22 protein-coding genes are annotated in these 22,086 nt (G+C 40.3%); 13 read left to right on the forward strand and 9 right to left on the reverse strand.

Annotation, left to right across the window (positions count from 1 at the left end):
* Nucleotides 1–352 precede the first annotated feature (352 nt).
* The 9 genes from ACWATR_RS30110 (at nt 353) to ppsA (ending at nt 10,530) form a co-directional block, all read left to right on the forward strand.
* A complete protein-coding gene (locus tag ACWATR_RS30110; RefSeq protein WP_460340951.1) occupies nt 353–3,121 on the forward strand; it encodes a helicase-related protein in 2,769 nt (922 codons plus the stop codon).
* 138 nt (nt 3,122–3,259) lie between these two features.
* A complete protein-coding gene (locus tag ACWATR_RS30115; RefSeq protein WP_460340954.1) occupies nt 3,260–3,952 on the forward strand; it encodes a GIY-YIG nuclease family protein in 693 nt (230 codons plus the stop codon).
* 125 nt (nt 3,953–4,077) lie between these two features.
* Entirely contained in the window at nt 4,078–4,512 is a 435-nt protein-coding gene (locus ACWATR_RS30120; RefSeq protein ID WP_104899412.1) for a hypothetical protein, read from the forward strand.
* Between the two features lie 344 nt (nt 4,513–4,856).
* Complete coding sequence (locus tag ACWATR_RS30125; protein WP_460340958.1) at nt 4,857–5,693, forward strand: DUF6597 domain-containing transcriptional factor; 837 nt, start codon at nt 4,857–4,859, stop codon at nt 5,691–5,693.
* Between the two features lie 69 nt (nt 5,694–5,762).
* On the forward strand, nt 5,763–6,164 hold the full coding sequence (locus ACWATR_RS30130; protein ID WP_104899414.1) for a VOC family protein: 402 nt from the start codon (nt 5,763–5,765) through the stop codon (nt 6,162–6,164).
* A complete protein-coding gene (locus tag ACWATR_RS30135; protein WP_460340961.1) occupies nt 6,161–6,577 on the forward strand; it encodes a GFA family protein in 417 nt (138 codons plus the stop codon). Before ACWATR_RS30130 ends, ACWATR_RS30135 begins: the two co-directional genes overlap by 4 nt.
* Before the next feature lie 43 nt (nt 6,578–6,620).
* Nucleotides 6,621–7,073 (forward strand): GFA family protein, encoded by a 453-nt coding sequence (locus tag ACWATR_RS30140; protein WP_460340964.1) that lies wholly within the window; start codon nt 6,621–6,623, stop codon nt 7,071–7,073.
* A gap of 168 nt (nt 7,074–7,241) precedes the next feature.
* Nucleotides 7,242–7,814: a dihydrofolate reductase family protein gene (locus ACWATR_RS30145; protein WP_104899418.1), complete on the forward strand. Its 573-nt coding sequence runs from the start codon at nt 7,242–7,244 to the stop codon at nt 7,812–7,814.
* Nucleotides 7,815–7,917: 103 nt separating this feature from the next.
* The gene (gene ppsA / locus ACWATR_RS30150; protein WP_460340968.1) at nt 7,918–10,530 is read left to right on the forward strand and encodes a phosphoenolpyruvate synthase; all 2,613 of its coding nucleotides are present in this window, start codon (nt 7,918–7,920) and stop codon (nt 10,528–10,530) included.
* Nucleotides 10,531–10,681: 151 nt separating this feature from the next.
* On the opposite strand, the gene ACWATR_RS30155 is transcribed toward ppsA, so the two are convergent.
* The 7 genes from ACWATR_RS30155 to ACWATR_RS30185 form a co-directional block, all read right to left on the reverse strand.
* Entirely contained in the window at nt 10,682–10,972 is a 291-nt protein-coding gene (locus ACWATR_RS30155) for a hypothetical protein (protein ID WP_334986411.1), read from the reverse strand.
* 2 nt (nt 10,973–10,974) lie between these two features.
* The gene (locus tag ACWATR_RS30160; RefSeq protein WP_190895136.1) at nt 10,975–11,253 is read right to left on the reverse strand and encodes a hypothetical protein; all 279 of its coding nucleotides are present in this window, start codon (nt 11,251–11,253) and stop codon (nt 10,975–10,977) included.
* A gap of 70 nt (nt 11,254–11,323) precedes the next feature.
* A complete protein-coding gene (locus ACWATR_RS30165) occupies nt 11,324–11,692 on the reverse strand; it encodes a hypothetical protein (RefSeq protein WP_190895137.1) in 369 nt (122 codons plus the stop codon).
* Between the two features lie 371 nt (nt 11,693–12,063).
* Nucleotides 12,064–12,438, reverse strand: a complete 375-nt coding sequence (locus tag ACWATR_RS30170; protein ID WP_104899419.1) for a hypothetical protein — start codon at nt 12,436–12,438, stop codon at nt 12,064–12,066.
* Nucleotides 12,439–12,768: 330 nt separating this feature from the next.
* Nucleotides 12,769–13,218, reverse strand: a complete 450-nt coding sequence (locus ACWATR_RS30175) for a hypothetical protein (protein ID WP_104899420.1) — start codon at nt 13,216–13,218, stop codon at nt 12,769–12,771.
* 434 nt (nt 13,219–13,652) lie between these two features.
* A complete protein-coding gene (locus ACWATR_RS30180; RefSeq protein ID WP_104899421.1) occupies nt 13,653–14,255 on the reverse strand; it encodes a siphovirus Gp157 family protein in 603 nt (200 codons plus the stop codon).
* A gap of 87 nt (nt 14,256–14,342) precedes the next feature.
* The gene (locus ACWATR_RS30185) at nt 14,343–14,510 is read right to left on the reverse strand and encodes a hypothetical protein (protein WP_181154401.1); all 168 of its coding nucleotides are present in this window, start codon (nt 14,508–14,510) and stop codon (nt 14,343–14,345) included.
* Nucleotides 14,511–14,820: 310 nt separating this feature from the next.
* Between ACWATR_RS30185 and ACWATR_RS30190 the strand changes: the two genes are divergently transcribed.
* Genes ACWATR_RS30190 through ACWATR_RS30205 form a run of 4 tightly spaced genes read left to right on the forward strand, consistent with a single transcriptional unit; the run spans nt 14,821 to nt 20,755 of the window.
* Nucleotides 14,821–15,930 carry a tyrosine-type recombinase/integrase gene (locus tag ACWATR_RS30190; protein ID WP_460340977.1) on the forward strand — a complete coding sequence of 370 codons (1,110 nt, stop codon included), beginning with the start codon at nt 14,821–14,823 and terminating at the stop codon, nt 15,928–15,930.
* The gene (locus ACWATR_RS30195; protein WP_460340980.1) at nt 15,930–17,396 is read left to right on the forward strand and encodes a tyrosine-type recombinase/integrase; all 1,467 of its coding nucleotides are present in this window, start codon (nt 15,930–15,932) and stop codon (nt 17,394–17,396) included. The genes ACWATR_RS30190 and ACWATR_RS30195 overlap by 1 nt, the downstream gene beginning before the upstream one ends.
* Entirely contained in the window at nt 17,389–19,833 is a 2,445-nt protein-coding gene (locus tag ACWATR_RS30200; protein WP_460340983.1) for an integrase, read from the forward strand. Before ACWATR_RS30195 ends, ACWATR_RS30200 begins: the two co-directional genes overlap by 8 nt.
* On the forward strand, nt 19,817–20,755 hold the full coding sequence (locus tag ACWATR_RS30205) for a DUF6262 family protein (RefSeq protein ID WP_460340986.1): 939 nt from the start codon (nt 19,817–19,819) through the stop codon (nt 20,753–20,755). The genes ACWATR_RS30200 and ACWATR_RS30205 overlap by 17 nt, the downstream gene beginning before the upstream one ends.
* On the opposite strand, the gene ACWATR_RS30210 is transcribed toward ACWATR_RS30205, so the two are convergent.
* Together ACWATR_RS30210 and ACWATR_RS30215 are read right to left on the reverse strand one after the other, a co-directional pair.
* A complete protein-coding gene (locus tag ACWATR_RS30210; protein WP_414571635.1) occupies nt 20,744–21,022 on the reverse strand; it encodes a WGR domain-containing protein in 279 nt (92 codons plus the stop codon). The genes ACWATR_RS30205 and ACWATR_RS30210 overlap by 12 nt on opposite strands.
* Before the next feature lie 514 nt (nt 21,023–21,536).
* Nucleotides 21,537–22,076 carry a hypothetical protein gene (locus ACWATR_RS30215; protein WP_069072339.1) on the reverse strand — a complete coding sequence of 180 codons (540 nt, stop codon included), beginning with the start codon at nt 22,074–22,076 and terminating at the stop codon, nt 21,537–21,539.
* Nucleotides 22,077–22,086 lie beyond the last annotated feature (10 nt).

Consider the following 22,086-nt stretch of genomic DNA (forward strand, 5'->3'; position numbering starts at 1 on the left):
AAAATAGTACTACTTAATAAAGTACAGTCTTGATGCTTCAAATAGTTGGTTATACAGTTGAAATTCCTCTTATAGGATTAGGAATTAGCCAACAACTAGCTTGGTTTAGTAATTCTACGTCTAATTGAAGTATAACGACTCTGGCACACTTGACCGCATAATCACTTAATAGTATCATTGTACTACTTAGACATACTTCCTTAGCTGACCATTATCCCTACCAATTCTGTGGGGTTATTTTTGATTTTCAATTCCATGTTTTCTAGTAATAGTACGGGAATTATTAAAGTTGAAAATTTATAAAATGGTACGTTGACCTCGAAACTTGATCTACCATAAGCAATCCCAACTCATGAATGAAGAAATAGAAAATAACGAAAGCGGTGAAATAGGTACTCCACGAGAAAGCTGGTTTGAGAGAAGAAAGGCTTTGGAGTATATAAGCCACTACTTCCAAACAGCTAAAAAAGAGATTCGCATCGCTTCTGGATTCTTTACCATCAGAGGTTGGGGGCTAGTTCGACGATACACAAAAGGCAAGCGCGTTTATATTTTAGTTGGTCTTGACGACCCCGGAGAGGAACGAGCGCGACAAGCTCTAATTGATGAAATATTACGCGACCTGCGAACAGGTCTGGACAGAGAGCGGCGACAGACAGTACTGGATTTAATAGAAAAAATGCAACAAGGTAGATTACACCTTGTAGATGCTAGAGCTACAGACCATCATGCCAAGCTATATATTGTTGATCGCAAAGTCGCAATTATGGCTTCGTCAAATCTTACCCAACGTGGTTTGAGGGAGCAAGTTGAGGCAGGGAATATAATAACTAAACACCGCGAGGTTGTGGCACTGGTAGACGAGTTTGATACATATTTTGCTGAAGCGAAAGACATTACCCAAGAATTATTAGAAGTCTTGCAGCGCTGGCTTAACTTTGTGCCACCGTGGGATGTATACCTAAAGACTATGTTAGCGCTGGAAGACATACAACCAATCAAAAGTAATTATAATAAACAACCTGTTTCATACCAGGTGGATATGATTGCTCAAACACTGCGGCAGATAAAAGAGTTTGGCGGTTCAATGCTAGTAGCTTCTACTGGACTTGGCAAAACAGTCGTAGCAGTTCACGTAGCTTTACACCTTCGCAATGATGACCTAATTGATAATATTATGGTTATTGGGCCAAAGGCAGTCCGCAGTAGTTGGACACGCGAAATGCGTGATGCTGGTCTACCTTGCGAGTATTTTGTTTATCAGGCTTTAGATAAGAGTGGTTCGGAGCAGGATGGGAGCTTAGAATTGTTTGAAGAAATTCAAAGAAATCTTCATGAGCAACGATGGTTAATTATTTTTGATGAAAGTCATTATTTTAGAAACCGTTTCAAACAAGATTTATTTAATATGAAGAAAAACCCCGCAGAGCGTCGGGCTTTTCTCCGTTTAAAAAAATTCTTGAAAAAGAGCAGCAATACGAAGGTCTTATTGTTGACTGGTTCCCCTTATGCTAGAGATGAAAGTAATTTAAATAATCAGTTATATTTATTACCACATACTGCCGAACTTCATACTTTGCTGGATGAAGATTACGACGATAACGCCCGTGCATGGCATATAGAGCAAACCGAAGATTTTGTTAATCTATCCGTAGCTTCTCAACTAACTACACCTCACGTAGCTAAATATTACAGTCAATCAGAAAATCAAGAGAATTATATTCTTTTTGGAACAGAGAAGAGATATATTCCCAAAATTGTACTATACAGTGTCAATTTTCCTCTCTTACTAGATAAGGAACTGATAGATGCAATTAAAAAAAGATATTTTGATTTAGATTCACGTAATCCTATGTTTCGAGAATGTATCAGGAGATTGGTAAAAATTGCTTGGGCAAGTTCTCCATTGGCTCTTCGTGGAGTTCTTGAAAGCGTTGTTGATACTCCTGGAGGAAAGAACGAGTACAAACTTGGGAAATTAAAGTTTGTGTCGGAGCAACAAGAAAGACAATCTCTTTTAAATCCTCTAATTGAAACGTTGACTAATTTGGATTTTGAAAGTGACTTGAAGCTTAAAGCACTTTACATAATTATTCAAGAACTTAAGCAGAATTCCGAAAAAGCAATTATATTTTGCGAACGCCGCGCTACTGTTGTTTACTTGGCACAGGCATTCAAACAAATGTTCCCTGCATTAAAAGTAGTTGCAACTATCGAAGCGAGTGAGAATGAAGATAAATATCAGATGAAAGAAACCAATGAAATAGAAAAACTTATCAAAAAGTTTGCACCGATTTCTAATAATGCTGAAACCATTTCTGAAGAAAGCTATGATGTGTTTATTTCCACAGATGCTCATGGAGTTGGGGTTAATATGCAAGATGCATCTGCTGTTATAAATTATGATATTGATTGGACTCCTATTGGCCCTGTTCAACGAGCTGGACGCATATTGCGTTTTTGGCATTCTCCACGAACAGTCAAAGTATATACCTTTGTTCCTAACCTGACACAAGAGACAGACCTTAAGTATGATTTAGTCAGAATTAGACAACGTTGGGAAAATCTCATGTTGCGTCATGGAGAATCTAGAAAGCTGACGGACTTACCCGTTTTAACAATTGCCAATTCCCAAGAAATTAATCTGCCTGAACTAGCGTCTCAAGTAACAATAAAATCAGGTCAATTAGACTTAGACGCGTTAGCAGATTTGGACATTTCTCCCTTCTATCAACATACAGCAAAATTACAAATGCATCGGGATTATGCTAAGACTATTCTTAGTGATATTGTCAGTGCAAAAATAACTCAGGACTCGGAACCATCAATTTATGTTTTACTAAATCATAATAAAAAGTATCATGCTCTTGTATATACTCCCAAAAATCAACAAGTACGTGAGCCGGATATTATCAAACTTCTCAATTTAATTGCGTGTAATGAAGATACTGAAATTGCTGTAGTTGATTATGGCTTGGTTGAAGAATTGAGCGATGCTTGCATCAAAGCTTGGTGCAACAAGCAGAGTATATCACCAGAAGAAGTGGAAAGAATTTGTACTTTGTATCTCAAGCCAGAAAGTGAACCTGATGAACTTGAAAGTTTGTTGAATGCACAATAAATAAAAAGTGATTGGTCAGTTCTTTATGAGTGCCAAGTAATCGATTGAACAACTGAATTTGCAAGCCTCTGTACACACCCCCTGACCGACGGTTCAGGAATAGTAATATCGCAAACTTGCTTGTGAACTACTTCTTTTATGGTTCGTCAATATCAGTTGGAAGAAATTGATAAGAATTTTCCAGTGAAAATAGCTTGGCAAGCATGGAATGAGTCAGGCTTAGGCGAAGCAGAAAAATACTTAATCAATAATTTTCAACCTTTATTAAATGGAACAAGAGTTGAATTACCTGCTGTTATTCCATCAGAAGTTATCCTGAGAGATTTTTTGAAAGCTTTCTCCAGGCGTTTAATTATCATTGGGAGAAAATCTCAAACAGCCTCGGAATTAACAAACGTTTATTTAAAGTATGATTGGACAGATTGTTCGCCAAAAGGTACAGCCGCAAAGATAAAAATTTTTATTCGAGAAAACAAATATAAAAATACAAGTTTAAAATTTAAATGGCAGAAATATGTAATAATGCGTGGCATACTTTTTCGCCCAGGAAGTAGAGAACAAAAAGCTAATGCTCGCCAAAATCGTTCGTACAATAATCATTGGCAAGTTGCTTGTAATGGAGTTATTCTCCATATCACACCAAGTAATAACTATAAAGAATTAAAGCTAAGTACGGATTCTAAAGAGCTTGCTGGTATTAAACTGCAAACGCTCACTAAAGTTGCTTTATCTGAAATGAGTAGCAAATATCCTTATGAATATTCTGGGATATCCTATTTAGAAACCGATCCAATTCCATTACTTTGGGTTATTAAAAACTGCGCTCGTTAACGTGTATCAGTAAATCAAATGTACAATACTGAGCACGTCGTATTTGTTGGAGATAACACACCTACTAAAGCATCATTTGGGAATATATATCGATTGCATCTACCCAGGAATCCTACAAACCAATCATGATTCAAGAAATTTTAACTACATTTACTGAAATAGTTGCCTTAAGTGGGCTAGGTCTTATCTTTGTATCAGCTTTTTTAACTGATATCCAAAAATCCCAAAAAATTGTAAATTCTTTACAGGATGGAATAGCCAATGATTCACCTAATGTGGATCAAGAATTTGAGCTAGAAGAAGAATTTACCCAGCTACCTTTTCTTACTGCTTATGAAATGGCTGAAAGATTTGGGGTGAAAGTTGACACAATAGTTGCTCATGCAAAGCAATGGCGAAATGGGCAACGTTACGACTACAGCTTTGAAGAATGGGCATCTGATTTTGACACCAAGTATCGCTGGCATTTCTTTTGGAACGCTGACTATGAGCCAGTGTTTTACCCAGTTTCATCTAAGTTGTTCACCAAGCACTTACTGAGTTATTGCAATAAACAATAGTTAAATGGGTTCTAAATTTTGACCAAAATAGTACAGATAAACTATATGGTGTTCGCGTTTATCCTTATTATCTAGCATTCCTTGTCATAATTATTAAAATGACCAAGTATTAGTGCCAGAGAAATCTACTTCTGTGACCTGAAGCGTGATTTTATCGGCTACGGCATTGCTCACTCCCAGACTTAATAAGTTTCTGAGGTTGTATGAAGAGCAGGCTTTATCAAAGTACCAGGGAGCGAGATTGTCAATCGGATAGGTGGAGTATCGTTTAGTATGGTGTGCGAGTTGGAGTAAAGTCGCCAAATCATCGGTTTCGGCGGTAGCCTAAAGATGATCTGTTAGTGTTGATTGACTGGCAAAACCAGATGATTTACCAGACTTACCAACCGCGATCGCCACTCTCGCAATTTGTTGAACTGCTCTGGAGTCGAGAAGGTGAGAACTTACCTAAAGCGCAGTCTCGATTATTGCCGATCGGTTCGATGGAGTTGGTTATCAATCTACATGAAGATAGGATTCCACTATTCGATAGCTCTAGTCGATCGCAAATCGGCAGCACCAACGGCATGATGATTTGCGGTACCCATTCTGAAAGCTTCATTATCAACAATGACAGCAAGATATCGATGATGGGCGTACATTTCAAACCTGGCGGCAATACCCCATTTTTTACGTTGCCTGCTGGGGAATTGCACAACCAGAGAATTTCATTAAATGAATTATGGCAGGGTCGGGCGGTTGAACTACGCGAGCGCCTTCTAGAATCGCCAACAGTAGCAAGCCGCTTTTGGGTTTTGGAGCAATTTTTGCTGATGGTAATGAAACCGCTAGATCGATATGCCGCCATCGCTATGGCATTGCAAGAGTTTAGGAGATATCCAACCACCAGAGTGAGCGAAGTAACAGATAAAATTGGCTTCAGTGCCCGCCATTTCAACCAACTATTCCGAGATCAAGTGGGGCTAACCCCCAAGCTATTTTGTCGGGTTCGACGCTTACAGCAAGCCCTTGACCTAGTATCCGGTAAAGATCGGGTTGATTGGGCGGACATTGCGATCGCCTGTGGTTATTTCGACCAGGCACATTTTATTCACGATTTTCGGTCGCTGGCCGATTGCACGCCCACTGAATATCTAGCACAACGCGGCTTTCACCCCTGCCATGTTGTTCTGCTCGATTAAGGTCAATTTTTTACAATCCTTGCCAATCAATACTGCATCATAATTTATTAGTTTGTACCATGGTAATTTATGCAGATTACTGCTTCCGCCATCTCACTCAATGTCGATGATGTCACCGCATCAGCTACCTTCATTAAGCAACATTTTGGTTTCCATGAAGAGATGTCCGCCGATGGCTTTGTATCGCTCTCTAGACCGGATGCTGGCTTTAATCTTATCTTTCTTCAAACTGGACTGGCAAGCTTCAAACCTATCCAGATGCGAGGACATCGAGCGGACGGTTTACTTATTGTCCTTGTGGTAGATGACATCGATCGAGAATATATGCGAATCCAAACAGAAGGTGTACCCATTACAACTGCGATCGAAACAGAACCTTGGGGAGAGAGATTCTTTCAGGTGACAGATCCGAATGGTGTCGTCATTCAACTCGTCCAGTGGGTTACGGAAAACACAGGAGAACTAAGATGAAAGTACCTTTTACAGGTGGTTGTTTATGTGGAAATATCCGCTACGAATGTTCGGCAGAGCCAATTGTCATGGGCAATTGCCATTGTCGCGATTGCCAGCGGGCAACTGGTAGCGCATTTGCGTCGGCACTTCTGGTCCCGCGCGATGCCGTCATGATCGCTGGAGAGGTTAAATATTACGAGGTCATTGGCGATAGTGGAGCCACAGTCGGTCGGGGATTTTGTCCCAACTGTGGTTCTCGATTATTTAGTAAACCGCCGAATCCCGAACTGATAGGCATTCTTGCAGGCAGCCTTGACGATCCAAGCTGGTTTCAACCTGGAATGGATTTTTATACCGCTAGTGCCCAGCCGTGGGATTATATGAACCCAGATTTACCCAAGTTTACCAAAATGCCGTCAGCCAATAATTGAAGTCTAGCCGACTAGATCGCTAATTTTTTAGAGGAGAATTTATATGTACAACAAAGGTTCATGTCAATGCGGCTCGATCGCATTTGAGTTTGAGGGATCATCTTTTTTGACGTTCTGCCATTGTCGAATCTGTCAGAAGCTACATGGGTCTGCATTTGCACCGATCCTTCATGCAGAATCGAAGACGTTTAAATGGTTGAAGGGTGAAGAGTTTCTGAGTTATTTCAACTCTTCGCCACAGCTAAAAAGAGCATTCTGTAGCAAATGTGGTTCCAATCTGCCCATAGTCAGTCACCAGCTAAATCACATTGCTGTGCCAGCCAGTGCGATGGATACACCTGTTGAGCAGCAGCCAGTGGCACATTTTTATACGCGATCAAAAGCAAGTTGGTTTTGTATTAACGATGACACGCTGCAATATGAAACTATCCCGAAGGGAGGGATTGGCGAAGTCTATGAACATTGGCATCCTGAAAACGCGATCGCATCGCGGTAGCGGCAGCTAGCGAGCAATGGCGCAGAGCGCCCAGCATAGCTTCGCCGCATAAAAACGCCCATGCACACCGAGCGTCGAGAGTCGATCGGTTATGATGCAAAGGTGATCTGCGTCGGGTGATGGGCAGTGTTAGACGCTTAAAGTCATATTTAGGAGTTGCATACAAAAATGAAAACTCAGTATTTCACAGCGACAAGTCTTGATGGCTTCATTGCTACTGAGAATGACTCACTAGATTGGCTGTTTCCGCTTGGTGACCTGAATGACTCCAGCTATCCAGAGTTCATTTCAGATGTGGGTGCGTTGGCAATGGGATCAGCAACTTACGAGTGGATGGTACGCAACGCAAAAAAGGTTGCCGCTGAGACTGGCTTTACGTGGCCATACACTCAGCCAGCCTGGATATTCTCTAGTCGCAAGCTGACAATGATCGAAGGTGCGAACATCCGATTCGTCAATGGAGATGTACACCACGCCTACGCCCAAATGCGAGTTGCTGCTGGCACCAAAAACATCTGGATAGTTGGAGGCGGAGATCTGGCTGGTCAGTTCTACGATGCTGGTTTACTAGATGAGCTTATCATCCAGATTGGCTCGGCCACCCTCGGCAAGGGTAAGCCGCTATTCCCTCGCAGAGTGCTAAGTCCAGTTCTGCGCCTAGTGTCTGTTCATCAGATGGGTGCTGGCATGGCTGAGTTGCGCTATGAAGTACACAAAGGCGGTGTGAGTGGAGCCGCCTAACAATTGTAATGCAGCGGACTGTTGAAGATCCTGGTTGTGATGCAGAGGCTGTTTGCCGCCGCTGATTGCAAGCATAGTATGAATTGCCAAAGGGGGGAAACTGATGAGTTCATTTGTGCTTTGTTTTCAAGATATTGATAAAACAAAACTCAAGCTTGTTGGGGGTAAAGGCGCGAACCTGGGGGAACTTACCAAGATTGAAGGAATCCGCGTACCGAATGGCTTCTGTGTTTCTACTGAAGCTTTTAAAAGAATCATTGGAGAAACGTCGTCGATTAACGAATTACTTGCTCAGTTATCGCTTCTAAAAGTGGAAGACCGGGATAAAATCGGTGAACTTAGCGGTGAGATTCGCTCTTTCATTGAAGGGATAACCATTCCTCAAGATATTAATGAAGAGATCGCCCGCCTCCTCTCCCAGCTTGGAGAAAAAAATGCCTATGCAGTACGATCCAGCGCAACAGCAGAGGATTTACCAACGGCCTCTTTTGCAGGCCAGCACGATACGTATTTGAACATTATCGGAAAGGAAGCAATTTATCAGCATATCAGCAAGTGCTGGGCATCGCTATTTACTCAGAGGGCAGTAATTTACCGCCTTCAAAATGGCTTCGACCACCGTAAAGTCCACCTGTCTGTGGTTGTTCAGAAGATGGTCTTTCCACAGGTGGCAGGAATTTTGTTTACTGCCGATCCCGTCACTTCTAATAGGAAGGTGTTATCCATTGATGCCAGCTTTGGACTTGGTGAGGCTATAGTTTCCGGCTTTGTGAATGCTGATATCTATAAAGTGTGTAACGGCAAGGTTATTGATAAAAAGATATCCACTAAGAAACTGGCTATTTACGCCTTAAAAGATGGCGGTACAAAAGAACAGGAGATCGAGCAACAGAGACAGAACAGGCAAGCGCTGACGGATCAGCAGATTGTACAGCTTGAGCGCATAGGCAGAAAGATCGAAGAACATTTCGGCCGCCCCCAGGACATCGAATGGTGTTTGGTTGATGATACATTTTATATTGTCCAGAGTCGGCCAATCACTACTTTATACCCGATCCCGGAAGCGAGCGATCGGGAAAATCACGTCTTTGTTTCTGTCGGTCACAACCAAATGATGACCGATGCCATGAAACCATTGGGATTGTCTTTTTTCCTGTTAATGACCCATGCACCCATGCACACTGCTGGTGGAAGGTTGTTTGTAGATGTTACAGCGACGCTGGCTTCACCTGTCAGTAGAGAAACGGTATTAAACGTCACGTTGGGGAAATCCGATCCGCTCATGAAAGACGCACTTACAACCATCCTAGAGCGGGGAGATTTTATAAAATCGTTACCCGACGATCAGAGTTCCGGCAAAAGCGGTAAAGGTCGATCGCCTGCGGATTTTCAAACCCTAAACGACTACGATCCGTCGATTGTTGCTGATTTGATTCAACAGAGTCAAACCTCGACCGACGCGTTAAAACAAACCATCCAAACAAAATCAGGAGCGGATCTGTTTGATTTTATCCTGGAAGATATCCAGCAATTAAAGAAGACCAACGCTGATTCACAGAGTTTTGGTGTGCTTATGACTGGGATGAATGCTTCCTCCTGGATCAATGAAAAAATGAACAAGTGGTTAGGCGAAAAAAACGCAGCGGATACACTTTCTCAATCAGCACCCAACAATATTACGTCGGAAATGGGTCTGGCACTATTGGATGTTGCGGATGCGATTCGTCCTTACCCGGAAGTCATTGAGTATTTGCAACAGGTAAAAGAGGATAACTTTCTAGGTGAATTGGTGAAGCTTGAGGGTGGACAGGAAGCCCAGAACGCGATCGCTACTTTTCTTCACAAATACGGAATGCGATGTGTTGGAGAAATCGATCTTACGAGAACTCGTTGGAGCGAAAACCCAACCACACTTGTTCCGATGATTCTCAGTAACATCAAAAATTTTGAGCCTGGTGAAAGCGAGCGTAAATTTGAGCAAGGGCAACGGTCAGCTTTAAAGAAAGAACAAGAGTTATTAGAGCGATTGAAGCAATTACCGGATGGTGAACAAAAGTCCGAAGAGACAAAACGAATGATCCGCCTAATTCGGAATTTCATCGGTTATCGTGAATATCCAAAATACGGCATAGTTAATCGCTACTTCGTTTATAAGAAAGCTTTACTCAAAGAAGCCGAACAACTCACACAAGCGGGCGTTATTCATGAAAAAGAAGATATATACTATCTCACTTTTGAAGAACTTCGCTCAGTTGTACGCACAAATCAACTTGATTACCAGATTATCAGCAAACGAAAAGACGAGTACAAATTATTTGAAAAACTAACTCCCCCACGTGTTATCACGTCTGACGGTGAAATTATTGCAGGTCGGTACAAACGAGAAAATCTCCCTGCCGAAGCTATTGTAGGTCTGGCTGTTTCCTCTGGAGTTATAGAGGGACGAGCGCGTGTCATCTTAAACATGGAAGATGCCGATCTAGAAGATGGAGATATATTAGTCACCTCCTTTACTGACCCTAGCTGGACACCATTGTTTGTATCCATAAAAGGCCTAGTCACCGAAGTTGGTGGACTGATGACACATGGAGCAGTTATCGCACGTGAATATGGCTTACCAGCAGTTGTCGGAGTGGAGAATGCTACCAAGCTGATCGAAGACGGACAGAGAATCCGGGTGAATGGAACACAAGGGTATGTAGAAATCCTATATTAAAGCGAAAATTTCAAAATTGGATTTTAAATATTGAGGATTAATCTTTCTGTTAACGTGGTAGCCTAACATGGTCAAAGGTAATAGTTATTAGGTCTCTGTGTTGGTAGTGAAAAACTTATTGTTTACTTTACTTGATAAAAGAGGTAATAGATTAATTAATTAACCAATCAAGCGTTGAATAATCAGAAACTTCTGTCCGTTGTAACTCCCTTAAAAAGCCAGTTAATGCAAATGGACATTTACAATTTAGTTCTTTTTCTATCAACTCAGCATTTAGATGATATTCTTGACACACAGCATCAAAAATATCTTCAGTGGTTAATTCGAGATTTTGATCTAATTCCCAAACTCGCTCTTCTATTAAGTGGATGTCATCTCTTTCTGGGTAGGAAATTTCTGTTTTATAAGCGATTATTAGATCAGTTATTTTGGAAACCGCCATTTTTAAATCTCCTCTGACTTCACAATATAATCATCAAAAGCCTGCAAGTTTATTAGACACCAGCCATTAGGTTGGGTTTCAACGTAAAAATGATCCGACTCGCAGACCGTATACCATGTGACTTTGAAGCCGGAATTGAGAAACTCCATTGGTCTGCTAGTTAAATACCAGCTTTGCGGTTCTTCATGATTAATACCAAAGTCTTGATGCTCCTTATAACCATGATTTTCTAAATACGTGAACAAAGTTCCAAGGATGATGTATGCCTCACTTAAACTCATTTGTTTAATCTTGTTAACAGATTTTTTGTAGATCCATGAAATGATCAGCAAGTTTAGAATGGATGTGCAATTAGATGCGATAAGCCCTTGATATAGGGATTTCTAGAAAATAAAATCCACAGATTTCCAGATACTCTTTAGAAATCTGCTCTGGGCGATTAGCAATAAAACTGCAAACATCATCTAGGGAACTATAAACATTTGTGCAGATAGTTGGGTGCTTGTAATCCCCAACCCCTACTAAATATTGTTCCTCTCCATCTTCCTTGTAAGAAGAAAGAAAAATTCTAACCACATTATCTGGATAGCAATGCCAGTTTTGTGGATCAGAAACTACAGATATTGCATCTGTAGGCATAGGCAATTCATGGTGAATTTTCCCATCTGGAAATTCACCCTTGTGTTTCGCTATATATTCTTGAATTTTTAGTTTTGTCATTTCTGCCCCCAATCAGTTTTCTTATATTTTATTGCCTGAAAGCAAAGGCGATCACTTCTATTTCGGTGGGGGCGATCGCCTTGCTCATCAGTTGGTATTCCTGAAGCGTGAAGTACGTAAAATTTAGCTGACTTTTCCCGTTTAGTCTCTCAAGATCGCTACCAACCCTCTCTACGTTCGCGCAGCGTGTCGCAGACAGACGCTACGCGAACACAGAGGTCGTTCAATTTTAACCAGCCTCGCCACAAAACCTGGATGCCAATTGGTGTTTTGCTTCGATGTTATAGCTAGCCTCCAAGATGAGCGATCGCCCAGATCACAGGTTTATATAAACTGATAGTAGAATAAATTACTATCAGTTTATATTTTTATTATGCTGACTGTTTAATCTGGGTTAAGGCTATTAACATTTCTTCTCGATTGAGATGTCGTTTCTTACCTGTTTTGGATTCTTGGATAGCATAACTCCATTTTATTCCAGCTTGTGAGCATCTTTTTCTTAAGTGTTGAACAGTCATATTTTTGGTTGTAGATAGTTGATTTTTGTTTTTGGTAGATATATTAATTTTGGATTTTTCAGTTAAGGTATCGGTTTTAATTACACTGTGTTTTATAGATGTAGTGCAGTTACAGTGTTTTTCAAAAGCGATAGATATATCTAGCAAGAATTGGAAAATAAAGAAAGTAGAAAATCCGTAAATAATAACGTAGAGAAGTCCTGTTAGGATATACTGTGCTAATTCCATTGTTTTAACTCCTGTTGATATAACTAGTAACTGGCTATTTTATGAAGCGATATGCCACCAGCTTTCTATTTAAGCGTTAGCTCGTGTGGTATTAAAAATATTTTTTTTACAACTCTATCGGTTTTGATGTTATCCCAAAACCAGAAATTTTTAATATTGGTAAATGAATTTTAATTATTTAGTTGTGGTTGCTGTCGGGAGTGTTGATAACTTTCCCATTAAGCAAAGTTTCAGCATCAAGCCAAGTTTTGATACAGAAAGTATCAAACTGAAGCAGGAATAGTGATAAGATAACTTTTGAGTTTGATTTGGTTAGATGAACTTGTTCATCTATATGTACTTAATAACTGTTCTGATATTATCTACTAACTGTACTACCATACCCCAAATAGCTTTCCAGCCAAGTATTATCCCCCAAAAGCCGCTAACAAATAGACCAAATACTGACTTGAAGAAGATAACTCCCCTGTAATTTATCTCGACATTTGATTCGGCTCTGGCATAGATAACACTATCCCCAATTTTATTTTCCAACTTCCTCATTTTTTGTTCTTCTTCTCTATCTCTTCTTTCTTCTTGTACCTTCCAACCCCAAGGGGCAAATCCCAAAATAATCGAAATTGGAAGATAGAATGGCCAGCTATATATGTAGCCAAGGGAAGCATAGATGATAAAAAAGGTTAGCCCCAAACCAGTGCGCCAAACTAAACACCAGAGGATAAAAAAACTGTCGATAATAGCGTTACGGATAACTATACTTCGGTTTTTGTGATATGACATTTTAAGCTTGCTCCCGATAACTAATATTTAAGTTTTTATTTAGGGTGATTGCATCCCTTCAGATTAAACTTAAACTTAGCAGTAGTTTGGATTATCATATTGATAGTTGAAAATAGAAACTACCTAATCAATTGCAATTACCTATTTAGCCACACTAAATAAGGTTAAATCTACCAACCTATCGTAACGATGTTTGTACCTAATCCGACATAGTTACTGTTGCTGTCATTGATATCTACAATTTCATCGATTATATCTTCACGGAGTTTAAATTCAGGCAAAGTTTTGATGATTTTTTTAATAAGTTTAAAATTGAGCTATAGTTTTTAGAAAAAATAAAAATGATTAAGGTTTGACCCTTAACCATTTGATGATATTTTTGTAAAATGATGGGATATACCTATGTTTGATTCACATGGTTGGGGCGTATGCCATTAGTTGTGGTTTTTCTTGTTGCGAGACTTACTACCTGATTGCACCTTAAACCGCACCTGCTTCCCGATAGTTACCTCGGCAAGATTGCTAATATCTTTACCAGATTTATAGGCTTCAATAATTGCCTTGTTATTAGCTTGGTACTTAATAACTCTAAATTCATCAGGAAAATCTTCATCATCTACTTCTACTAGTAAGTTAGCGACTTTTGGTGGGTTATCCCTGATTTCAATTACCCTTTCTTTACCGATGTTTTTGTCATTGATTAATCCAATCTCGTGTAGGTGGATGAGGGTGCGCTTGATTTGTTCAAGTTGAGTTTTGCGACGTGAAATTACCCGGTCGTGGAGTTCGGCTACTCGCGCTTTTCTTTCCTCCCAGGTTTCAAGGTCAAGATTTAACTGGTCAACTACCCAGGCGATCGCATCGATTTTGGTTTCGATACCATCTTGAACACCCATAAGTTCTTGTAAGAGTTGTTCTACATTACCCTGTTCGCCTAACTCGCCTGCTTCTTCTATCTGTGACCAAAGTTTAGCAGCATCTAGGCTTAATTCTTTGAGAGTGAGTTGGTTGATTTCGCGTTCAATTGCTGAAGTCATAATTTACTTTTGATATAAAAAACAACTAGCAGTTAGTTGCTACTAGTTGTTGACTAAGAAGAGTTGATGCTTGAAGGGAGATTGAATTTAGTATCCGTACTGCAAGTGATAGTAGTCTGATTTTTCTTGTGCTAATTCTGCTTCGTAGTCGTAGTAATCCGCTTCGCTTATGAAGGTGCTTGTTTGTTGAATTTGCTGTGCAGATTTTACTAATTTTTGGTTAGTTTTTGGGTTAGAACTCGTAGTAGTTTTCATGTCTATACAACTTCAATTTTTCAACGAAGTTGTTGCGTCAGCAAATGTTGTGATGTTGACTTATAAAGATAATATTTATCTTTTACTTTTATCATAACTATCTACTATTAATTTGTCTTAAACTACTAGTTTTTCTACCACAAAGATAGTTGTCCTGGTGATACATTTCCCCGTCTGCGTGTATGAAACAGCATATGACAGCCACTTTATATATACAACAACAACCAATTCTACAACGTGGAAAGAACAACAACAACAGCCCTAATTTTTACGTTAGGGTAGAAACAAATTAATTTCCACAACGTAGAAAATGACCAAGGTAGAATGGGCGATATCGCCTCACACAGAGTCACGATTTAGCTGTGTCTTCGACCCTGAAACTTGCCTACCCATAGAGCCAATCCAAAGATTTTTGAACTACTGTAGAAAGCGACAATTAGCACCGAATACAGTAAGTACATACGCTTATCGACTGGTAGACTTTTGGCGCTGGTTAGAATCGAAATCCCTCAACTGGTATGACGTTGGGTTAAATGAATTAGCAGACTTTGTGAATTGGTACTTGCTAGGTGGTGAAGTTGAAGAATCTGGTGAAAATGTTAGAGAAATTGTTGCCAAAAGGAGTCCTCGCACTGTCAATCAAGCAGTCACCGCCATCCAAGAATTTTATACCTATCACACAATTGAAGGCAGGATTGAAGAAAAACATTTCACTCTACTAGCGCATGGTTGGGGAAAACGAGGAGGCTTTCTTAGAGGAATTGCTAAAAGCAATCCTGATAAACGCAAACGCATCAAAATAAAAGAACCGAAACTCTTCAGTGGTTGTCTACTAGATGAAGAAGTCGCAACCTTAGCCAACGCCTGTACAACTTATAGAGACAGGTTAATTATCATGCTGCTGCGCTCAACAGGAGTGCGGCGTGGAGAACTGTTAGGATTACATTTGGAAGATGTCAAGGACTTAGATTTCAGCGGACGCATTCGGATTGTACGCAGAGAAGACAATCCTAATCGCGCAATGGCTAAAGGAAGAGAACGAGAAATCCCCATTATTTACCATCGTTCAGCTATTCAAGAGACCTTTCATGCCTACTTACTAGAAGAATATCCGCCTCAAGCCGAAACTTTGGGAGGCGGGATGTTATTCGTCAATTTATCAAGTAAATGGGTAGGGCAAGCGATGTCCTTAGTTCGCTTAAATAAATTATTTGACCAACTCCACAAACGAACAGGAATTAAAGCACATCCGCACTTATTTCGCCATACCTTCGCTACTAGAATGCTGCAAGACAATTATCTTGACCAATATGTACAACAGCTTTTAGGACATCGTTCAATTGCCACAACGAAAGACATTTACAGTCATGTTCTCGATGAAATGACCCTAGACCAATACTTAAGAGAAGAAGAAAATTAATGGCAGAAGCATTTGCACCGCAAGCATTACAGGAGCGAATCACACTCTCTGAGTTAGGGAAACAGTGGATTAATGATCCTTTGATGAATCAAGATGTTTGGTCACTGTTAGAATTGGGTTATAGCCAAGAAGAATGCCGAATTAATGGACATTATCATCTTTACTTTCACAAGTTTTCACTACCTTGGTTAAAACGGCTGACTCAACTAACCATTAAAGCCAGCGTTCGAGAGCGATATTCGCTCGGTCGGATTATTCATCGAGTTGGCTGTTTAAACCATTTAGATCGTTTTTTGTGTAATTATGGATATACACAACCCCAATCTTTGACAGAAGCACTCCTCCATCAATTTATTAGCGAAATTAATAGCGGTAATCGTCAGAATGCGATTGCTTACGCCCTCAATCTTTGGAAAGAAGAACAATGGTTGGAAATTGCCTTTACCCCCATTAAACTCAAAAAAAAATCTCCTAAAATTGAAACAATTCCAGAGGAAGTACTTTACCAAATCTACGAGAAATTCGATTTATTCCCCCCGACACTTGAAAGACTTTTTCGCTTGCAATTGGTGTTAGGCTGCCGCATTGGAGAAATTCTCACTATGCCACGCCATAGCCTGAAACAGGAAGGTGACAAATGGTTCTTACTACGTTGGGTTGAAAAACGCAAACACTGGAGGTTTGTTCAGATTCATCCTCTAGTAGCTGAATTAGTTCAAGAACAGCAGAGATTTCTTGATGCTCAATTTGGGAGAGATTCTGAATTCGATAAACTATTTTGTACCGTTTATACTCATCATCAAAGTATTCCTTGGGCTGATAGAGAACTAGACACAACACTGTTCTATAAACCCCAAACAATTACCAGATTGAGAATTAGTAACTGGCTAATTAATTTTCGAGAAGTAGCAGACTTAAAAGACAAACATGGCAACAGATTTAAACTAACTAGCCACATGTTTCGCCGTACCAAAGCCAGCATTATGGCTCACTGTGAGGTAGAGGATGAATATATCGCCGCCGTACTAGGTCACGGTTCCTTAGATATGCTACCTCATTATCGTCAGCGTTCGCTTATCAGGTTAGAAAAAGAAGCTAATCTCAAAGGTTATGTGGATATGTATGGTCGAGTTACTTCTTTTAAACCAAGAAAAACTAGGTATGAAAAATTAGCTAATCTCCTCAAAGTTAGTATCCCCCTGGGAGAATGTCATCGTCCAACCATGTTAGGAGATTGTCAACATCGCTATGCCTGTTTAAGCTGTCCTCATCATCGGATAACGCCCGAAGATAAATCCCAGTTAGAAGCTGACGTGAACTGCTTACAGCAAGACCTAATTCAAGCTCAAAAAAACGGACAAGAAAGACGAGTGACTGAGATTGCTAACTTATTAGCTTTAATCAAAAATCGTTTTGATGGCTTGTCAGAATTGCAAAATCTTCAAGAACATAAAACTAATGGGTAAACGCAAGCATCCACCGATTTCAATTCACCAGACTCTTAACGGGACTTTACCAGTAAATTGGTCAGAGAACTATAGTCATGAGTTCGTTTGTCCTCTTTGTAATTGCGGACGATTGAGCCATTTGGCTTACGATAATAAAACACTTTGTCAAATTCAATTAGGTTGTGAGGTTTGCCACAGATACACTCCCCTCTCCTGCCAACTGAGAAAGTCTGCACCCATCTCAATTCATCAAACGCTTGACGGTACTTTGTCAGTCAATTGGCAGACAGATTATGCTGGCGAGTTTATCTGTCCTCAGTGCAATCAGGGAAAAATTAACAATTTTCATCACTCTCAAAAACCAATTTGTAAACTTAGACTTAAATGTGATTCATGCTCTCAGATAACCAACTTAACTTGTGAAGTTCCTCAACACCCACCTATCTCAATTCACCAGACTCTTGACGGTACTTTACAAGTCAATTGGAAGACAGATTATGCTGGTGAGTTTATCTGTCCTCAGTGCAATCAGGGACAATTAAACAGATTTTCTTACTCAAAAGGGTCTGTTTGTAAACTGAGATTGGGATGTGATTTTTGTCATCAAGTAACGTACCTAACTGGTCAACTTCAACACTTACCTATTTCCATTCATCAAACTCTTCAAGGAACTCTGTCAGTCAATTGGGCAGAAAAGTATTCTGGAGAATTTATCTGTCCTCAGTGTAATCAAGGACAAATCAGCAAATTTCATTATGCTGATTGGCAAAGTCATAAACTCAAATTAGGATGTAATTATTGCTCCCTTAAAACCCTGCTTTGTTGTCAAGTTCCACCTCAGTTTCACGGTTATCGCCAGCATTTAGTTTGCCCTAATCCCCTGTGCCATCAAATTGGCCCTGATGGACAGAAAGGGTGGATTTACGAGACCTTTCAAACAACTAGCAGCCAGAGTAATTGTCGCTGTTACTTCTGCCACATAAATTTTCACCCTAACGCCACAAGTTATGGCAGTTGGGTTGGGTATCAACAAGAAGAAACTTTATTGAATTTCTGTTTTGATGATGATGTTTGGGATTTTCGCCATTTTATCAATAACTCACCCGTGAGAATCCTTAACTTTAACTCAATTAAACCTGAGTGGTTTCGCGTCCTAGTCAAGCAATATCTATATTCTTTACTCAAATCTGGGAGGTTTTCTGCTAGTGCAAAACCGATGAATTCTCTGGTGGCTTTGCGTCAGTTTAGTCAAATTTTGAAGCCAAATAATATCCACCACCTCCCTGAGATTAGCCGGGAACTAATCTTAGCCTTTCTCGACCTTAACCAAAGTAACTGTAGTCGAACGATTCGAGAAAAGCTATATAACCTCAAAGATTTTTTTGATTTTTTCGGATTAGAATCTCAAAACTTAGTTCGTCATCGAGATATTCCCAAACAGATAATTCAGGACGTGGATTGGTTGGATGAAATCACCCGTCAAGGAATTAAACAGCATCTTGACAAAATCCCTGCTCCTGTTGCTCGTCACTACTTGGTGCAAGAATATACGGCTGCTCGTCCAGCAGATATCTGTCAGATAGCTTTTGATTGTTTAGTTGAAGAAAATGGTCAATGGTATATCAAGTTTTATCAGCATAAAGTGGAACGATGGCACAGACTACCTGCCCCTCGTGAAATTAGACAAGTCATTGAACAACAACAGCAATGGATTAGAAAAACCTTTGACTCTGATTACCCCTATCTGTTTTGTCATTTTAGAAGTATTAAACAGAGTTCTTACCCCTCGTTTTCTAGTCTCAAACCATTGCCCAATCCCCCTCAAGTAACAGCAAGTGGAAATCCAATGGTTCGTCTTATTCGTCTGTTGATAGAGCAAGAAGACATTCGTGATAGCAATGGTCAAAAACCCTATTTTACTGGTAAGATTACCCGTTCTAGTCGCCTCCAAGAAGTAAGGGCTAAACACGGAATGGAAGCAGCTCAACTCTATGCTGACCACCTCAGTAGTGAAACGACATTTCAGCACTATGCACCTCCCACTAAGGAGCAAGTAGCGGTAGTAGATTTACCTTTTCAGGAGCTGCTGCTGAATTCGCAAAACCGCTTCCTCCCCTGGCAAACCTTACCTGAAAGCCTCCTCAAAAACCCTTCATCTCACGAACTCGACCTGGAAATTTCACCTCGTCTGGTGGTCTATGGTCATTGCACCCTTGACCCCAAAACAAACTGTATCTACAACCTCTATCCCAAATGTTACGGCTGTGGTAGTTTCCGCCCCAGTACAAGCAAATTATCCCTTTATGAACGGCAATATGCTGGAGAACACAAACGCATGGAGTCAGCTAAACAAGCTGGGGCAGCCCTGGCCTATGAAGAATCCAAGGCTACCCTAGAAGCAATGGATAAATGGCTATCAGATTTGAGGAAAGTTGCTAATGGCGAAGCAACTTAATCGAGAAAAACAGACTGCTGTCCTTCTCTCAGCCCAACAAAAGCGAAAAGAGCAGAAACGTGAACAAGTGTTTCGCGCTATTGAAGAGATTAAAAAAAGCGGTAAACCCTTGACCTTCCCTAACATTGCTCAAGTCGCTGGCTGTTCCATTTCCTACCTCTACAAATGGACGGAATTAACTGAATACATTCATGATTTACAGTCGCAAAAAACACAGCAACTAAATTCATTAGAGTCGAAACAACCTGGACCTCATAGCCTCAAAACTCTAAGCGAAGTATTCAAGCAACGGATTCGAGAACTGTCAGATGAAAATAGAGAATTAAAGCGACAGAATCAGAACTTGAGGGGTCATGTCGCTGAAATCTTCGAGTTGAAGTCCGAATGTGAACGTCTGCGAACACAAATTAAGCAGTTGACCACACCTGAGTCATCTCCAAAAGTTGTTTCTTTGAACTCGGTTCCTAAGAAGTCTGATAATGGCGAACTCAAGAATATATCTCAAGAAATTACTCATTTAATTACCGAAATGGGCATCAAAATCGGTGTTAGATTAAAACAGGAAATAGCCAAACACGATGTCACTAGGGTGAAGTTGGCAATATCCGCCTTTGAGCAATACCGAAGCCATAATAGCATTGAGAATCCTGGTGCTTGCTTACTGGCAATGATTCGTGATGAGGCTGAACCTAATGTTCCTCTCAAAGCGATGACTCCTCTTGAGGATGAGTTTGAACGTTGGTATTGTCAGGCTATTGAAAGTGGTTTCTGTCAGGATGTTCCGAAAAAATATTTACCCATACAGCAAGGAGAAATTCAGGTTAGAGTAAACAATGATAAATTTTCATCAGGTTATGAACTACTATCCTGGCAAATAGCTAAAGCGAAAATGGAATTAGATAAAGATTCATCAATATCTTGACTCAGGGTCAACTCTTTTATACCCTCGCTTTTCCCTTCGCTCTTGCAGCTTGTAGTAAGTTATTAACGCGGCTTGGTAATCAGGGCAATCTAAATCTTTTGACTTGCCAAACCCCCGATAGATGGCACTGCCCCAAGTTTTGGTGATCGTCCACTCTCCAAATAGGTTTTGGCAAAGGGTTAAGGTGTAGAATCGCGTATCTCTTTGCCACTTCGATTGAAGCCATTTGTCAAGTTCGTAGGCAATTTTTACAGTCATCTCAACCATGTTTTTGCTTCGCTGGGAGCAAGACTCTATTAACCAACACAGTGATTTTAATAATTAGGCACTGAAAAGTGCGGTAATGAGTCAAAAAAAACTAGTTACATTTTGTAAATTTTTCTGCTTTGTAAAAAGGGAGTTATCAGGGGTTACGTTGTAGAATAATTTAACAAAAGTCAGTGACATCAAGGTTTCTACGACGTGGATTCTACATAAAGCACTGCATAAAGCCGCGAGATTTTCTGCTCGGTTGTCCTCGGGCGTATAATTGCGGTGGTGAACCACTAACGTTTTAATGCTGCGTTCTCTACGATTTAATCCATCCCTTTTATCAGTTGGACGTAAGCATTGCATACCGCAGCGCGTGCATTTCCAGTCTGATTTGGATTTGACCTCAAGTGCGATAGTATCCCAGTTTGAAGAATAGCGACTGCGGTTTTTACCAGTCATCAATCAGTTCCTTTTGGGTTGCAGAAAACTAATTTTGATTTAATTTGACCCGATATTATTGTGATTATATTTACGCAGAAAGTTTTCCGGAAAAATTCACCTGTGACATAACTTGTGTGCGTATTGAATTAGCAGCCTTCTCTGCAATTTCTTCTCTATCAGAATCAGTAAGAACTACTGCAAGTAGCGATTTGAGGACTTCGCGGTTAGATATAAACTCTTCACCGTATAAATCATCTTGCAACAAAGTAGCTTCCAAGTGAGGTATTAACTCAGGCGTAGGAGATAGCAACCGCTCTTTAATGCGTGCCCTTGCAGTTTCTGTCGCAGAAGTTGTACCTATACCTAAATCCCATGTTTCAATTATTAGCCTGACTTCGCGGTTAAGAGATACACGCAGCGTTGATAGACGACCAAATAAAGGAAGGTTGAGCATTAAAGGTGGTAATGCATTACCCCAATCCAAACCAGCGCCAATCGTGCAATTTGCTTCATCTTCGATGCAAACAGCCTCTTCGAGCCATCCTTCACCAAAAAGTAAATCTATAGCTTCTTGGGTTGTTATTGACTCGTTTGCCTCAGAATTATCCTTTTGCTGTTGATGATTCATAAAATTTTAC

Source organism: Nostoc sp. UIC 10890, assembly GCF_054786515.1.

Bases quoted from the DNA above. Each gene is read 5' to 3' on its own strand.
- ACWATR_RS30140 (WP_460340964.1), top strand. From the start codon at position 6,621: ATGTACAACAAAGGTTCATGTCAATGCGGCTCGATCGCATTTGAGTTT.
- ACWATR_RS30160 (WP_190895136.1), bottom strand. From the start codon at position 11,253: ATGAGTTTAAGTGAGGCATACATCATCCTTGGAACTTTGTTCACGTAT.
- ACWATR_RS30110 (WP_460340951.1), top strand. From the start codon at position 353: ATGAATGAAGAAATAGAAAATAACGAAAGCGGTGAAATAGGTACTCCA.
- ACWATR_RS30200 (WP_460340983.1), top strand. From the start codon at position 17,389: ATGGGTAAACGCAAGCATCCACCGATTTCAATTCACCAGACTCTTAAC.
- ACWATR_RS30165 (WP_190895137.1), bottom strand. From the start codon at position 11,692: ATGACAAAACTAAAAATTCAAGAATATATAGCGAAACACAAGGGTGAA.
- ACWATR_RS30190 (WP_460340977.1), top strand. From the start codon at position 14,821: ATGACCAAGGTAGAATGGGCGATATCGCCTCACACAGAGTCACGATTT.
- ACWATR_RS30195 (WP_460340980.1), top strand. From the start codon at position 15,930: ATGGCAGAAGCATTTGCACCGCAAGCATTACAGGAGCGAATCACACTC.
- ACWATR_RS30115 (WP_460340954.1), top strand. From the start codon at position 3,260: ATGGTTCGTCAATATCAGTTGGAAGAAATTGATAAGAATTTTCCAGTG.
- ACWATR_RS30145 (WP_104899418.1), top strand. From the start codon at position 7,242: ATGAAAACTCAGTATTTCACAGCGACAAGTCTTGATGGCTTCATTGCT.
- ACWATR_RS30155 (WP_334986411.1), bottom strand. From the start codon at position 10,972: ATGGCGGTTTCCAAAATAACTGATCTAATAATCGCTTATAAAACAGAA.
- ACWATR_RS30210 (WP_414571635.1), bottom strand. From the start codon at position 21,022: ATGGTTGAGATGACTGTAAAAATTGCCTACGAACTTGACAAATGGCTT.
- ACWATR_RS30215 (WP_069072339.1), bottom strand. From the start codon at position 22,076: ATGAATCATCAACAGCAAAAGGATAATTCTGAGGCAAACGAGTCAATA.
- ACWATR_RS30130 (WP_104899414.1), top strand. From the start codon at position 5,763: ATGCAGATTACTGCTTCCGCCATCTCACTCAATGTCGATGATGTCACC.
- ACWATR_RS30170 (WP_104899419.1), bottom strand. From the start codon at position 12,438: ATGGAATTAGCACAGTATATCCTAACAGGACTTCTCTACGTTATTATT.
- ACWATR_RS30185 (WP_181154401.1), bottom strand. From the start codon at position 14,510: ATGAAAACTACTACGAGTTCTAACCCAAAAACTAACCAAAAATTAGTA.
- ACWATR_RS30180 (WP_104899421.1), bottom strand. From the start codon at position 14,255: ATGACTTCAGCAATTGAACGCGAAATCAACCAACTCACTCTCAAAGAA.
- ppsA (WP_460340968.1), top strand. From the start codon at position 7,918: ATGAGTTCATTTGTGCTTTGTTTTCAAGATATTGATAAAACAAAACTC.
- ACWATR_RS30205 (WP_460340986.1), top strand. From the start codon at position 19,817: ATGGCGAAGCAACTTAATCGAGAAAAACAGACTGCTGTCCTTCTCTCA.
- ACWATR_RS30120 (WP_104899412.1), top strand. From the start codon at position 4,078: ATGATTCAAGAAATTTTAACTACATTTACTGAAATAGTTGCCTTAAGT.
- ACWATR_RS30135 (WP_460340961.1), top strand. From the start codon at position 6,161: ATGAAAGTACCTTTTACAGGTGGTTGTTTATGTGGAAATATCCGCTAC.
- ACWATR_RS30175 (WP_104899420.1), bottom strand. From the start codon at position 13,218: ATGTCATATCACAAAAACCGAAGTATAGTTATCCGTAACGCTATTATC.